This window comes from Cypionkella psychrotolerans, assembly GCF_001294535.1.
In the GTDB taxonomy this organism is placed as follows: domain Bacteria; phylum Pseudomonadota; class Alphaproteobacteria; order Rhodobacterales; family Rhodobacteraceae; genus Cypionkella; species Cypionkella psychrotolerans.
Genome location: NZ_LGIC01000006.1, coordinates 121,905 through 134,770, shown reverse-complemented (window position 1 = coordinate 134,770; position 12,866 = coordinate 121,905). Strand labels below are relative to the sequence as shown.

The window sequence follows — 12,866 nt, the reverse complement described above, 5'->3', positions numbered from 1 at the left end:
GGCGGGGCTGGAATTCCCTGCCCGTTGCGTTACCTATACCCTTATGAAAGCGCATCATTCGTTACACAATCGTATCGTTGCGGCATTTATGCTGGTTTTTCTGTCATGCCTGCCTGTGGTCGCGCAAACTGCCAAATTGGATGATCTTTTCGCCCGTCTGCAGAAGGCGGATGAGGCTGAGGCTGAGCAGATCGAATCTGATATCTGGATGGAGTGGTCGAAATCCGGCTCTCCGGCGATGGATTTGCTGTTGCAGCGCGGCAAGGATGCGATGGCGAACGGTCAGCCTGACGTGGCAGTGCAGCATTTGACAGCGCTGGTCGATCATGCGCCAGATTTCGCCGAAGGTTGGAATGCGCGGGCAACCGCCTATTATCAACTGGGGCAGTTTGGTCCGGCGATTGCCGATATTGGCCATGTGCTGACGCTGAATCCTCGGCATTTTGGCGCTCTTTCGGGCTTGGGCTCGATCTTTGAGGAACTCGGCAAGCCCACGCAGGCGTTGGAGGTCTATCAGGCGGTGCTGAAGATCGACCCCCATGCGCCGGGGGTGGTGGAAGCTGTAAGCCGGATTGAAACCGAGCTTCAGGGCAAAGACCTATAGGGCAGGGCCAAAGAGATGATGGCTGCCGGACAGGTGACGGCGGTGCTTGGGCCGACCAACACCGGAAAAACCCATTACGCGATAGAGCGGATGCTGGGACATCGCACTGGGGTCATCGGCCTGCCGCTGCGTCTGCTGGCGCGCGAGGTTTATGACCGGATTGTAGCCTCGCGCGGGCCATCAGTGGTGGCACTGGTGACGGGCGAAGAACGCATCGTGCCCGACCGCGCGCAGTATTGGGTCTGCACGGTTGAGGCGATGCCGCTGGATCTGGGCGCAGATTTCGTGGCGGTGGATGAGATTCAACTCTGTGCTGACCCTGAGCGCGGCCATGTGTTCACCGACCGTCTGCTGCGGGCGCGGGGGCTGCATGAGACGCTGTTTCTTGGCGCGGAAACCATGCGTCCGGCCATCGCGGGGCTGATCAAGAATGTGCAGTTTATCAAGCGCGAGCGGTTTTCAGAACTGACCTATACCGGGTCGAAAAAGATCAGCCGGATGCCGGAACGTTCTGCAATCGTTGGGTTTTCTGTAGAAAACGTCTATGCGATTGCTGAGTTGATCCGGCGGACCAAAGGCGGTTGTGCTGTGGTGATGGGCGCACTGAGCCCGCGCACCCGCAATGCGCAGGTGGCATTGTATCAGAACGGCGATGTCGATTATCTGGTGGCGACCGATGCGATTGGCATGGGGCTAAATCTGGACATCAAGCATATCGCTTTTGCGGCAACGTCGAAGTTTGACGGGCGGCGGATGCGGGCTTTGTATCCGCAGGAGCTCGCGCAGATTGCCGGGCGGGCGGGGCGCTATCAAGAGAACGGCACGTTCGGGGTGACGGGCGAGGTGCGCCCGATGGACGAGGAAACCGTTGAGGCGATCCAAGAGCATCGCTTTGACCCGGTGCGCAAGCTGGAATGGCGCAATCATGATCTGGAGTTCGGCAGCGTTGAACGGCTGGTGCGCTCACTGGAAGCCCCGACGCAGAACAAATGGCTGGCCCGCGCCCGCGATGCCGATGATGTTCTGGCGCTGAAATATCTGTCGGAACTGCCCGAGGTGCGCGAAAAGCTGAACACCCCGCAGCGCATCAAACTGCTGTGGGAGGTCTGTCGCATCCCCGATTTCCGCAATGCCGCGGGCAATGAGCATTTCACTTTGCTGGCCCGGATTTTCGATTTCCTGACTGGGCGGGGCCTCGCGCAAACCCGCATCCCGTCGGATTGGCTGGAAAAGGCCATCGCGCGGATAGATAAAGCGGGCGGAGATATTGATACCATCTCGAAACGACTGGCCTATATCCGCACCTGGACCTATGTTGCGCAGCGCAAGGGCTGGGTAGACAACGAAAGCCATTGGCGCGCCGAGACGCGCGCTGTAGAAGACCGATTGTCGGATGCGCTGCATGGCGCTTTGACGCAACGATTTGTTGACCGGCGCACGTCCGTGCTGTTGCGGCGGTTGAAGCAGAAGGAGACCCTCGTGGCCGAGGTGAATGACAAAGGCGAAGTGACGGTTGCAGGCGAGTTCGTCGGCCGTCTTGAGGGGTTCCGATTCCGTCAGGATGCGACCACTTCCAATGAAGAGGCGGCAACGCTGCGGCAAGCGGCCTTCGCGGCGCTCAAGCCGGAATTCCATCTGCGGGCGGATCGTTTTTATAACGCACCCGACACCGAGCTGGATTTCACCGAGCAGGGGGGCCTGATGTGGGGCAGCCAAGCGATGGGCAAGCTGATCAAGGGCGCCGAACCCGCGCGTCCCGGTGTGGAAGCGTTTGTCGATGAAGAAGCTGGCCCGGATGTCGCCGATAAAGTGCGCCGCCGTTTGCAGCATTTCATCGACCGCAAGGTGGCGGCAAACTTTGAGCCTTTGCTGGCGATGGGCCGCGATGAAACCCTGACGGGCCTCGCGCGCGGCTTTGCGTTCCGCCTGGCCGAAGGTTTGGGCGTGATCCCGCGCGAGAATATCGCCAATGAAGTCAAAGAGCTGGACCAAGAAGCTCGTGGCGCGTTGCGCAAGCATGGCGTGCGGTTTGGTCAGTTCACCGTGTTCCTGCCCGCACTGCTGAAACCCGCGCCGACCCGGCTGCGGCTGGTGCTGTGGTCTTTGTGGAACGGCTTGGATGAATTCCCCGAAAGCCCGCCTCCGGGTCTGGTGACGATACCGAACATCCCGGCAGTGCCGAAGATGCACTACACGCTTGCGGGCTATCACCCGGCAGGCGCGCGGGCGATCCGCATTGATATGCTGGAGCGTTTGGCCGATATCCTGCGCACCAAAGACAGCCGCGCGGGGTTTGAAGCCACGCCGGATATGCTGTCGATCACCGGCATGACGCTGGAGCAGTTCAACGATCTGATGGGCGGTTTGGGCTACAAGGGCGAAAAGGCCGAGCGCGCCAAGGTCAAGGCGGCACCGATCCCGGTGGCAGTTGATCCTGACGCCCCCATGCAGCCGATCCCCGAAGGCGAATCGGCATTCGTGCAGCCCGACCCGGAAGCGGTGCCAGAGATGGAGTCGTTCTATACCTTCACTTGGGCACCAAAACCACGCCCCCGCCCGGAACGCCCCGCGCGTCCTGAGCGCGCCCCCCGCAAAGAAGGCGATGCGCCTGCGGCTGAGCGTGGACCGCGCCCGGATCGTGGGCCTCGGCCTGATCGCGGCCCGAAGAAGGAAGGCGATGCGCCAGCTGGCGAGCGTGGACCCCGTGCTGATCGCGCGCCGCGCGTTGAAGGCGACAAGCCTGCTCAGTCTGATCGTGGCCCGCGCCGTGAGGGTGAGAAGCGTGAAGGCTATAAGGGCAACAAACCGCATGGCGGCAAGCCCAACGACCGCGATACCAAGCCGAAAACCTACGAACAGCGCCCACCGCGCGCTGAGAAACCGATTGATCCCGACAATCCCTTCGCCGCTTTGATGGCGTTGAAGGCCAAGCTCTGATCTTCGGGATCTGATTGGCCGGGCCGGGGGCAAAACCACAAAAAGATGTTCAGCCGAAACTTCGGCTGGACAAATGGCTTTTCGCGGCACGGTTCTTCAAGAATAGGGAACTTGCCGCTGAAGTGATCGAAAGCGGCCATCTGCGGCTGAACGGGCAGCGCTGCAAAAAGCCGGGGCATAGCGTTATGGAAGGTGATACGCTGACTTTTTCGCAGGGCCGCAGTCTGCGGGTGGTCCGCGTGCTGGCGCTGTCGGAACGTCGGGGCCCAGCCCAAGAAGCCCAAGCGCTTTATCACGATCTTGCACCAACCGCCGATGCACCGCTTGAATGATCGCGCCAGCTTTCGTAGTAAGGCGACGCTGAAACAGGAGCCTGCCCCATGACCTACGTTGTGATCGACAACTGCATTGCGTGCAAATACACCGATTGCGTCGAAGTTTGCCCGGTGGATTGCTTCTATGAAGGCGAGAACATGCTGGTTATCCACCCGGATGAGTGCATCGACTGTGGTGTGTGCGAGCCGGAATGCCCGGCCGACGCAATCCGCCCGGATACCGAGCCGGATATGGACGCTTGGGTCACCTTCAATCGTAAATATTCCGAAATGTGGCCGGTGATCGTCACCAAAAAAGACCCGATGCCGGGATACGAAGACCGCGATGGCGAAACGGATAAGCGTGAGAAGTATTTCTCGGAAGCGCCGGGGCAGGGCAACTGAGCCAATGATGCATTGCTGATTCGGTATAGCAGCCGTCACGAATCAGGTACAACCCGGAAAATACCGTGATTCCAACGGGTAAAGCGCATGCGTTGATCTGCTGCGGTGGTTGGAATCAGTGCATTTTTGTGTTATACAGAAGTTACAAATAAACACGGATGCCTGCACAAGCCTCAAAGCTGCCCGCTTGGGGTGAAAATCTAGCCGAAAATAGAAGCCGTTGTTCGGGGTGATTTCCCGGAGCGGTCATATTTTTTGCGGAACAGACTCCTGCTCGAGGAAGCGACTGAATGACCAAATCGAAGAAGCCTGATTTTCGTCCGAATGAGTTCGTTGTGTATCCTGCCCATGGCGTTGGCCGCATCATCTCGATTGAAGAACAAGAGATCGCTGGGTTCGTGTTGGAACTGTTCGTGATTTCCTTTGAAAAAGACAAGATGACATTGCGGGTTCCGACCCATAAGGCCACGGATGTGGGCATGCGCTCGCTGTCTTCGCCGGATCTGGTCACGAAAGCGCTGGATACCTTGAAGGGCAAGGCCCGGGTTAAACGTGCGATGTGGTCGCGTCGGGCGCAGGAATATGAACAGAAGATCAACTCGGGCGATCTGATGGCGATTGCCGAAGTCGTGCGCGACCTGCATCGCAGCGATGATCAGCGCGAGCAGTCCTATTCTGAGCGTCAGCTGTATGAGGCGGCACTGGAGCGTTTGACCCGTGAAGTTGCCGCCGTCTCTGGCGTTGATGAAGCTGGTGCGCAGAAGAAGGTCGGCGATGTGCTGATTGGCCGCGCTGCCTGATCTGGTTTGAAATTTCGGGAAAGGCGGTCTTCAGGCCGCCTTTTTTATTGCTCTGCCTGCCTGTCGCGCGGCTCGTCCATATCGGGGAACAGCATGGCCTCCATCACCTCGGCGGGTTCCTCTGCAGCCATCGGTTTGACCTCGTGTAGCTCCTCCATCAGTGCGATTTCCAGATCGCGGTCGAGCTGTTTGGCACGCGCGATATAGGCGTCGTTCAGATGGGTGGGCTGACCCGGCACCCAGACTTCGGCCAGATCGCGCATCGCCCCCCTATCGACACGGAAATAAGCCTGAGAGACTTTCGCAGCCTCGTATTCGGAAAATCCCATGTTTTCCAGCACATAGCGCCCGGCCCGGATTGAGCTGTCGAAGGTTTCGCGCACGATGTCATTGGCACCCGCCTGATACAGCTCATAGACATGCACACGATCCCGCGCCCGCGCAACGATGTGAATATCGGGGCGACGTGATCTGGCATAGCGCACGATCCGCGTGGCGGTATCGTGATCATCCACCGCGATGACGATCACCTGCGCCTCTGACAGACCCGCCGCTTCGAGCAATTCGGGCCGCGCTGGATCACCGAAAAAGCCCTTCACGCCGAATTTGCGCATGGTTTCAATGGTGGTCATATCGTTGTCGAGCACCACCGTTGGAATGCCAGAGGTGCGCACCAGCCGATTGACCACTTGGCCGAACCGCCCGATCCCGGCGATAATCACCTGACCTTTTTCGTCAATCTCATCGGGGGCTTGATCTGGCGTGCGGTGGGCAAAACGCGCGGTCAACCAGTCGTAACCGATGAACAGTAGGGGCGTCAGCAGCATCGACAGGCTGATCACCAGCAGCCCCATTTGGCCAGCCGCCAAGGGCAATGCGCTTTCGGAGCGCGCAAAGCTGACGATCAGAAAACCGAACTCGCCGCCCTGCGCCAAGCTGAGCGAAAACAGCCAACGGTCTTGCCGCTTCAGCTTGAACACCAGCGAAATCGCCACCAGAATCAGCGCCTTCAGCAGCATCAGCGCAAGGGTTAGCCCCAGCACCATCATCGGCTCGCGCGCCAGCATTTTGAAGTTGATGCCGACGCCGACGGTCATAAAGAACAGCCCCAGCAGCAGTCCTTTGAACGGTTTGAGATCAGCTTCCAGCTGATGCCGGAATTCGGAGTTCGCCAGAACCACGCCCGCCACAAAGGTGCCCAAAGCCGGGGAAAGCCCCACCAGCATCATCAGAAACGCGATGCCCAACACCATCAGCAGGCTGATAAAGGTGCTCATCTCGGGCAATTTGGCGGCATGGACAAAGCGGAAAATTGGCCGACTTAGGTAGTGGCCCGCCAGCACGATGCCGGCGACAATCGCCAGCGTCAACAGCCCTGCGCCCCACCCCGGCAGCGACTGCACTGTGCTGATCAACTGCGAGGTCGCCGCCTGCTCGACCACATCCTGCGCGTTGCTGACGCCGTAAACCTCGGCGCTTTGGCCCGCCAGATCGGGCAATGCCAGCAGCGGAATCACCGCCAGCATCGGGATCACCGCGATATCTTGCGTTAACAAAACTGAGAACGCCGAACGCCCGCCTTGCGTGCGCATCAGGTTCTTTTCCGACAGGGTTTGCAGCACGATAGCGGTCGACGACAGCGAGGCCATCATGCCCAGAACCAAAGCCACTGCTGGCGAAAGCCCAAACCAGATCAGAATGACAGACACGCTGGCCGTGGTCAGAACCACCTGCGCGCCGCCCATGCCTAACAGCTTATGCCGCATCTCCCACAGGGATTTCGGCTCTAACTCCAGCCCGATCAGAAACAGCATCAGCACCACGCCGAACTCGGCAAAATGCTGCAGATCGGCGGTCTCGGCACCTGCAATGCCCAGAATCGGACCCATCAGTATCCCGGCCGCCAGATAGCCCAGCACCGAGCCCAAGCCCAAGCGCACCGCCAAAGGCACCACGCAAACGGCGGCACCAAGGTAGATTGAGGCTTGCAGCAGAAAACTTTCCATCACGCACTTTCAGATTGGCAGGGGCTTTACATCAGCAACACATTTAGCTCGGCGACAGCTTTAAGTTGGCAGCGGGGCATCGGCCTTGAATTGGTCCATCACAATCTGGCTTTGCACCCGCGCCACCGCTGGATGCGGCAGCAAAAGCGTGTGGATCACTCGGTTCAGATCCGGCAGATCGGCGCACCAGACCCGCAGCAGGTAATCGGCCTCGCCGGTCAGCGTCCAAGCCGAGACAATCTCGGGGCAGGTGGACACCAGTGTACCAAAACTGCGCGCGGCATCGGGCGAATGGGTTGCCATCTGCACCTGCACAAAGGCCTGGACCGTCAGCCCAACCTTGGCGGGCGACAGCCGCGCCGCATAACCCACCACAAAACCCTCGGCCTCCAACCGCTGCCTGCGCCGCGCGGCTTGGCTGGGCGACAGGTTCAACCGCTCGCCCAGTTCTTGCGCCGTCAGCATCGCATTGACCTGTATCTCGGCCAGCAGACGTGAGTCGATAGCGTCCAGCATGCGGGTTTCTCGCGTCAAATTCATATATGCCGCGTGTATCGCGCGCCGATTGCCACAATACAATCCAACTACGCGCAAACAACGTGTCACTAATGCGTTATTATGACGAAACGCAGTCAAAAGAGGCACGCCATGGGACCGTTTCCGCATTCCGCCGCAAAAGCCAGCATCAGCGCCGCTAACCCGGCTGGCACCGATGGTATGGAGTTTGTCGAATTCGCCCACCCAAATCCGCAAGAGTTGCGCGATTTGTTCACCCGCATGGGCTACAGCTTGACTGCGCGGCACAACATCAAAGCGATCGAGTTGTGGCAGCAGGGCGACATCACCTATATTCTGAACGATGAACCCGGCAGCCATGGCCGCAATTTTGTCGATCAGCATGGCCCCTGCGCGCCCTCGATGGGCTGGCGGGTGGTCGATGCGAAGCAGGCGTCTGCCCATGCGGTGGCCAATGGGGCCGTGCCGTTTGAGGGCGCGAAGACGCTGGAGGTTCCGGCGATTGTTGGTATCGGCGGCTCATTGATCTATTTCGTCGATCAATATGGCGCGGCGAACCCCTACAAGGATTTCACCTTCACCGACCATCAGCCCAAGGGCGTCGGTTTCTATTATCTCGACCACCTCACCCACAATGTCCACAAGGGCAATATGGACAAATGGTTTGATTTCTATGGCAGAATCTTCGGCTTTAAGCAGATCCGCTTCTTTGACATCGCGGGCAAACACTCTGGGCTGTTCAGCCGTGCGCTGACCTCGGCCTGCGGGCGCATTCGCATCCCGATCAATGAAGATCGCGGTGAGACTGGGCAGATTGTCGAATATCTCAAGCGCTACAATGGCGAGGGCATCCAGCACATCGCGGTCGGCGCGCAGGATATTTACGCCGCGACTGATGAAATCGCGGCGCGCGGGTTGAAGTTTATGCCGAAGCCGCCAATGGCCTATTATGAGCTGTCGAAAACCCGCGTCGTCGGCCATCAGGAACCGCTGGAGGCGATGGCCAAGCATGGCATCCTGATTGACGGTGAGGGCGTGGTGGATGGCGGTGAGACCCGCATCTTGCTGCAAATCTTCTCAAAAACCGTGATCGGGCCGATATTCTTCGAGTTCATTCAGCGCAAAGGCGATGATGGCTTTGGCGAGGGCAATTTTCGGGCCTTGTTCGAAAGCATCGAGCAGGATCAGATTGATCGAGGCGTGCTGACGGCTGGATGATCAGAGCGGTTTGGTTCTATCTGACGTCGAAACATCACACTGCGCGCAGATATTGGCGCGCAGTATCGTACAAGATAAACGCATGACCGTTCTAGCCCTTGGGCATCGCCAAGGCCACCAAACGACCGCCTTTTTGGTAACGTACTTCGGTCGCGGTGATTGCAGCGACGCGGCCGCCACCGTCAATCGTATCGCCAACACGCACTTTCTTATAGCGCCCCGCTGCCGTGCGCACCAAAGCGTAACGCTTTGATTGCGTGCCATAAACCCCGATCAAGTTCAGTTTTGACAGGTTGATGGCGTTCTTGAATGTTGCCTGCTTTGCCACCGTGGCCTTGGTCGGGATCTTTGGTGCTGCTGAAACCACATCAGGCTCACCATCAGCTTCGGCGCTAGAGCTTTTGTCGGGGATCGCCGCTAGTCGCGGCTGCGGTTCTGCGGCGGGTTCTGGCTCCGGCTGCGGTTCGCGGGCGACGGCTGCGACAGCGGCTTCCACGGCGCGGCTCAGGTCACGCGGGCGCGCGGCAGGCTTGCGGCTGATCGCCACTGCCAGCTTCGACCCGCTGGTTAAGGCCGCCTCTTGGTTCAGCGCTTCGGCCTGTGCGGTCAGCGACGCTGCAGCCGAGGCTTGCTGCGCTTGGCGTCCCGCCGACAGGATGCTGGTGGGGCGGGCGGTTGGGCGCAGCCCAGCAAGGCGGCTATCGACCTCGGGTGCCAAGGCGCCCTGACCGGCTGCAGCGGGCGGCGTCAGCCCCGCGGGCCGGGTTTTTGGCTTTTTGCCCGCCAAGGCGGGATCAGCATAAACAGGCGGCGCAGCTGCGGGGGGCGCCGCCGCATCGGGCTGGGCTGCTGCTGCAACCGTTGGGTTTGTCGCCGCCGCCGCCGCGATCACCGCTTCGGTGCGCGCGGTTGGCACCCGAGACGGCTTGCCCGCCCGTAGAAAAACGCCCTCGGGCGTGATGATCCCCTCGGGCGTTGGCGTGATCGCGCCATTGGCTTCAAACTGATACACCGTGCCAAACGGCGGCGGCGCAGGCTGTGCGGCGGGCATCTGGTCGCCCTGCGCCAGTGGTTGCACCAGCGACAGCGGATCGGGCGGCAGGGGTGCGGCATCCATCGAGGCGAGGAAAATCTCATCATCGGTGCCAGCCGTCGGGTTCACAGGGGCTGTGGTCTCAGCGGCGACATCCAGCGCCGGCGCAGGCTCGGCGCTGGGGCCACTCAAATCCGCCGCATCGGGCGAGGCCACTGCGCCTTCAACCGAAGGCACGGCTGGATCGCTGGCCGAAGCGGTATCCGACAACTCTGCCGGGTCCTGCATATCGGCCAACATCTCATCATTGGCATCCGGCATCTCTGCCGCAGGAACGTCCGTGCCGTCTGGATTGTCCGCGCCAACCTGCACCGGCGCTTCTGCCCCGGTGTTCCAAGCGCCAAGCGAATAGGAAGACCAAGCCGCAATCATCGCCAACAGGAACAGCAAGACCACCGTCAGCAGCAGCCCAAGATAACGCGGTTTGCCGCGCACCGGTTCGCGGGCCGCAAAGCCACCGGGGCCGCGAGCCGCGGCGGGGCGCGTCACTTGCGGCTTGGGCAGGCCTGCACCCGCAGCATCGGTGGATTTCAGTGGCGGCAGGGCTGAAGGGATCGCGACCTTGGTGCGGGGTTTGGTCGCAGCGGCACTTGAGCCCGAGACCAAAGCCGACAGACCGCGCAAACCGGGTTTGCCGGGCTTTGTCGGTTTCGCCGCCAGATCCGGTTTTGCGATTGGCGCGCGCGCGATCCCCGGTCCTTGCGTCTCCAAGCCTTGCGCCCCAAAGCCTTGAATCGCAGCCAGCGGCTTTGCAGCGGTCGGGCGCGGCACTCCAGCTTTTGCCGCCCCGAGCGCCGGGGCTTTGTTCAGCAGCGTCTCATTGCCCTGACGGCGGCTGGAGAACGCACCCAAAGCCGCAGCCGCAGGCATCGGCGGCAAATCATCGGCGATGATCGGATCAATCACCCGTGCCGCCTTGGCCGAAATCGCGGCCCGGATCGCATCAGCGCCCTGCGGCTCGACCTCATCAGCCTCAGCCGCATCATCAGAGACATCCAAAGCCATCGGCGCTTCTTCCACCTCGACCACCGGCTTGCGCGGCGCAGGCGGAGCGGGGGATGGTGGCGCAGGCTGCGGGATCGGCGCCGACAGCGTATCGGCGAGGGCCGCAATCAATGCATTGTCGTCATCTAGTGGCGAGGCGGGCAGCGATGGCATATGCGGCGCGTCATCTTCATAGGCGGCGCGCGACGCATAATCGGCAGGCAGCCAAGTTTCTTCCGCCGCAACCGCTGCAGGCGGGATATCATCGGCGGCTGCAACATAGGCTTCGGGGGCTAACACAGCCTCCGCCGCAAGCAGATCTTCGGGCTCGGGGCTAATTTCCGTCTCGGACAGATCGTCTGGTGTGATGACAGTTTCCGGCTCAACCACAACTTCCGGCTCAACCTCAGCCACAGGTTCCGCAACCACAGGCTCCAAAACCTCAGGCTCACTCACAACCTCAGACTCTGGCGCACCCCGCAGTATCGGTGCGAGCGCTTCAACCGGCGTCTCAACAACAGCTTCGACCACTTGCGCCGCAGCGCCAAAGCTGCGCGCCACGATCATCACCGGGCGACTGTCGCGCTCGACCTTTGCGCCTTTCGGGATCAGCGAAGGGGCCAGCGACGACAGGCCAAACCAAGGCTCTGCCGCAAAGCTGTCCGGCTCGGGGGCCGCGACGAAGGCAATCGGGTTTAGGCGATGCTCGGCGGCAAAACCTTCCGCCTCGGCCAAGGTCTCTTTGGCGATCACCGCCACCTGCACCTCTGGCCCGGAGCCGGTGTAATCAAACGCCAGATCGGCGACATCATAGGGCGTGCGGCCTTCAAGCGCCGCCACAACCTGCGCGTGGCGCGTGGCCTCATCCGGCCCCGGTGCATGGACGGTCAGGTACAGGACCTGGTCATTCGGGATCACCAGCTTGGTGGTCATCCCGCGTGGCGACAGGCCAAGGGCTGTGGCGCGCAGATAGCCCAAAGCCTCGGTCAGATCGGGCGTGTCAAGCGGAACAGCCCCCACCAACTGCCAACCACCGCCAGAGCGGTGCAGCAAGCTGATGGTTTCATCCCGGAAGTCGAGTGCAAAAGCTGGTTTCATTTCACGGGTCTAGCACATTGGGGGCACCGCCGGAAACGCTCTACGGCTGGTTTTGCCCTTCCTATAGCAGCTTTTTGCCGAAGGAAAGAAAAAGGCAGGCGTGCCGCCAAGGAATGGCTTGCGGTCAACGTCATAGCATTACACCTAAGACGCATAACATTTGGAGGTTCCCATGCGTGTTCTTAATGCCCTGCTGCTGTCTGCTGCCCTCGTTTTGCCGATTGCGGCACCAGCACTTGCCGATAATGTGATCACTGTCACGGGTGAGGGCACCGTTCAGGTCACGCCCGACATGGCGACAATTTCGCTTGGGGTCACGACCGATGGCCCATCGGCAGCCGAGGCAATGGCCGCCAATTCCAAGGCGTTGCAAACTGTGATGGATCGGCTGAAATCGGCGGGGATCGAAGACCGCGATCTGCAAACCTCAAACCTGTCACTGAACCCGAACTGGGTCGGCTATGACGCAGGCCAAACCCCGAAAATCGCGGGCTATGTCGCCTCGAACATGCTGAGCGTGCGGGTGCGCGCATTGGACACCTTGGGCACCGTGCTGGATGCCAGCATCACCGATGGCGCGAACACGCTGAACGGCATCACCTTCGATCTCGCGGCCCCGCGCCCGGCGCAAGATGAAGCCCGCAAAGCCGCTGTGGCTGACGCGAAGGCCCGCGCTGAATTGCTGACTGTCGCTGCTGGGGTGAAACTGGGCAAGATCGAGTCAATCACCGAAAGCGCAGGCTATGGCGCGCCGATGCCGATGTTCCGCGACGAGGCTAAAGCGGCTTCGGCGGTGCCCGTGGCCTCGGGTCAAATCGGCATGACGGCTTCGGTGACGATCACCTACGAGATCATCGAGTGATCTTGCGTTTCACATTGGCATAAATATTC

10 protein-coding genes are annotated in these 12,866 nt (G+C 60.6%); 7 read left to right on the top strand and 3 right to left on the bottom strand.

Features of this window, described 5'->3' with window-relative positions; genetic code table 11:
- Positions 1–88: 88 nt before the first annotated feature.
- From AKV04_RS01120 to AKV04_RS01100, 5 genes are all read left to right on the top strand, one after another.
- Positions 89–604, top strand: coding sequence for a tetratricopeptide repeat protein (locus AKV04_RS01120; RefSeq protein ID WP_235815496.1), 516 nt, complete (start codon positions 89–91; stop codon positions 602–604).
- Between the two features lie 15 nt (positions 605–619).
- The gene (locus tag AKV04_RS01115) at positions 620–3,541 is read left to right on the top strand and encodes a helicase-related protein (RefSeq protein WP_054004633.1); all 2,922 of its coding nucleotides are present in this window, start codon (positions 620–622) and stop codon (positions 3,539–3,541) included.
- 14 nt (positions 3,542–3,555) lie between these two features.
- The gene (locus AKV04_RS01110; RefSeq protein WP_054004632.1) at positions 3,556–3,873 is read left to right on the top strand and encodes an RNA-binding S4 domain-containing protein; all 318 of its coding nucleotides are present in this window, start codon (positions 3,556–3,558) and stop codon (positions 3,871–3,873) included.
- 48 nt (positions 3,874–3,921) lie between these two features.
- A complete protein-coding gene (fdxA, locus tag AKV04_RS01105) occupies positions 3,922–4,260 on the top strand; it encodes a ferredoxin FdxA (protein ID WP_054004631.1) in 339 nt (112 codons plus the stop codon).
- Positions 4,261–4,550: 290 nt separating this feature from the next.
- Positions 4,551–5,060: a CarD family transcriptional regulator gene (locus AKV04_RS01100; protein WP_054004630.1), complete on the top strand. Its 510-nt coding sequence runs from the start codon at positions 4,551–4,553 to the stop codon at positions 5,058–5,060.
- Positions 5,061–5,104: 44 nt separating this feature from the next.
- Here AKV04_RS01100 and AKV04_RS01095 read toward each other — a convergent pair whose 3' ends face one another.
- Both AKV04_RS01095 and AKV04_RS01090 read right to left on the bottom strand, forming a co-directional pair.
- Positions 5,105–7,066 carry a cation:proton antiporter domain-containing protein gene (locus AKV04_RS01095; RefSeq protein ID WP_054004629.1) on the bottom strand — a complete coding sequence of 654 codons (1,962 nt, stop codon included), beginning with the start codon at positions 7,064–7,066 and terminating at the stop codon, positions 5,105–5,107.
- A 60-nt stretch (positions 7,067–7,126) separates the two neighbouring features.
- Complete coding sequence (locus AKV04_RS01090; RefSeq protein ID WP_054004722.1) at positions 7,127–7,582, bottom strand: Lrp/AsnC family transcriptional regulator; 456 nt, start codon at positions 7,580–7,582, stop codon at positions 7,127–7,129.
- Between the two features lie 132 nt (positions 7,583–7,714).
- Here AKV04_RS01090 and hppD point away from each other — a divergent pair, with 132 nt between their 5' ends.
- A complete protein-coding gene (gene hppD / locus AKV04_RS01085) occupies positions 7,715–8,800 on the top strand; it encodes a 4-hydroxyphenylpyruvate dioxygenase (RefSeq protein WP_054004628.1) in 1,086 nt (361 codons plus the stop codon).
- 91 nt (positions 8,801–8,891) lie between these two features.
- Here hppD and AKV04_RS01080 read toward each other — a convergent pair whose 3' ends face one another.
- Positions 8,892–11,975: a hypothetical protein gene (locus AKV04_RS01080; protein WP_054004627.1), complete on the bottom strand. Its 3,084-nt coding sequence runs from the start codon at positions 11,973–11,975 to the stop codon at positions 8,892–8,894.
- 172 nt (positions 11,976–12,147) lie between these two features.
- On the opposite strand from AKV04_RS01080, the gene AKV04_RS01075 reads away from it, so the two are divergent.
- Positions 12,148–12,837: an SIMPL domain-containing protein gene (locus tag AKV04_RS01075; protein ID WP_054004626.1), complete on the top strand. Its 690-nt coding sequence runs from the start codon at positions 12,148–12,150 to the stop codon at positions 12,835–12,837.
- The last annotated feature ends 29 nt before the right edge of the window (positions 12,838–12,866 follow it).

What these genes read in the sequence shown, in the direction of transcription:
- AKV04_RS01090 (WP_054004722.1), bottom strand. Translation starts at nt 7,582, where the DNA reads ATGCTGGACGCTATCGACTCACGTCTGCTGGCCGAGATACAGGTCAAT.
- hppD (WP_054004628.1), top strand. Translation starts at nt 7,715, where the DNA reads ATGGGACCGTTTCCGCATTCCGCCGCAAAAGCCAGCATCAGCGCCGCT.
- AKV04_RS01100 (WP_054004630.1), top strand. Translation starts at nt 4,551, where the DNA reads ATGACCAAATCGAAGAAGCCTGATTTTCGTCCGAATGAGTTCGTTGTG.
- fdxA (WP_054004631.1), top strand. Translation starts at nt 3,922, where the DNA reads ATGACCTACGTTGTGATCGACAACTGCATTGCGTGCAAATACACCGAT.
- AKV04_RS01095 (WP_054004629.1), bottom strand. Translation starts at nt 7,066, where the DNA reads ATGGAAAGTTTTCTGCTGCAAGCCTCAATCTACCTTGGTGCCGCCGTT.
- AKV04_RS01120 (WP_235815496.1), top strand. Translation starts at nt 89, where the DNA reads ATGCTGGTTTTTCTGTCATGCCTGCCTGTGGTCGCGCAAACTGCCAAA.
- AKV04_RS01115 (WP_054004633.1), top strand. Translation starts at nt 620, where the DNA reads ATGATGGCTGCCGGACAGGTGACGGCGGTGCTTGGGCCGACCAACACC.
- AKV04_RS01080 (WP_054004627.1), bottom strand. Translation starts at nt 11,975, where the DNA reads ATGAAACCAGCTTTTGCACTCGACTTCCGGGATGAAACCATCAGCTTG.
- AKV04_RS01075 (WP_054004626.1), top strand. Translation starts at nt 12,148, where the DNA reads ATGCGTGTTCTTAATGCCCTGCTGCTGTCTGCTGCCCTCGTTTTGCCG.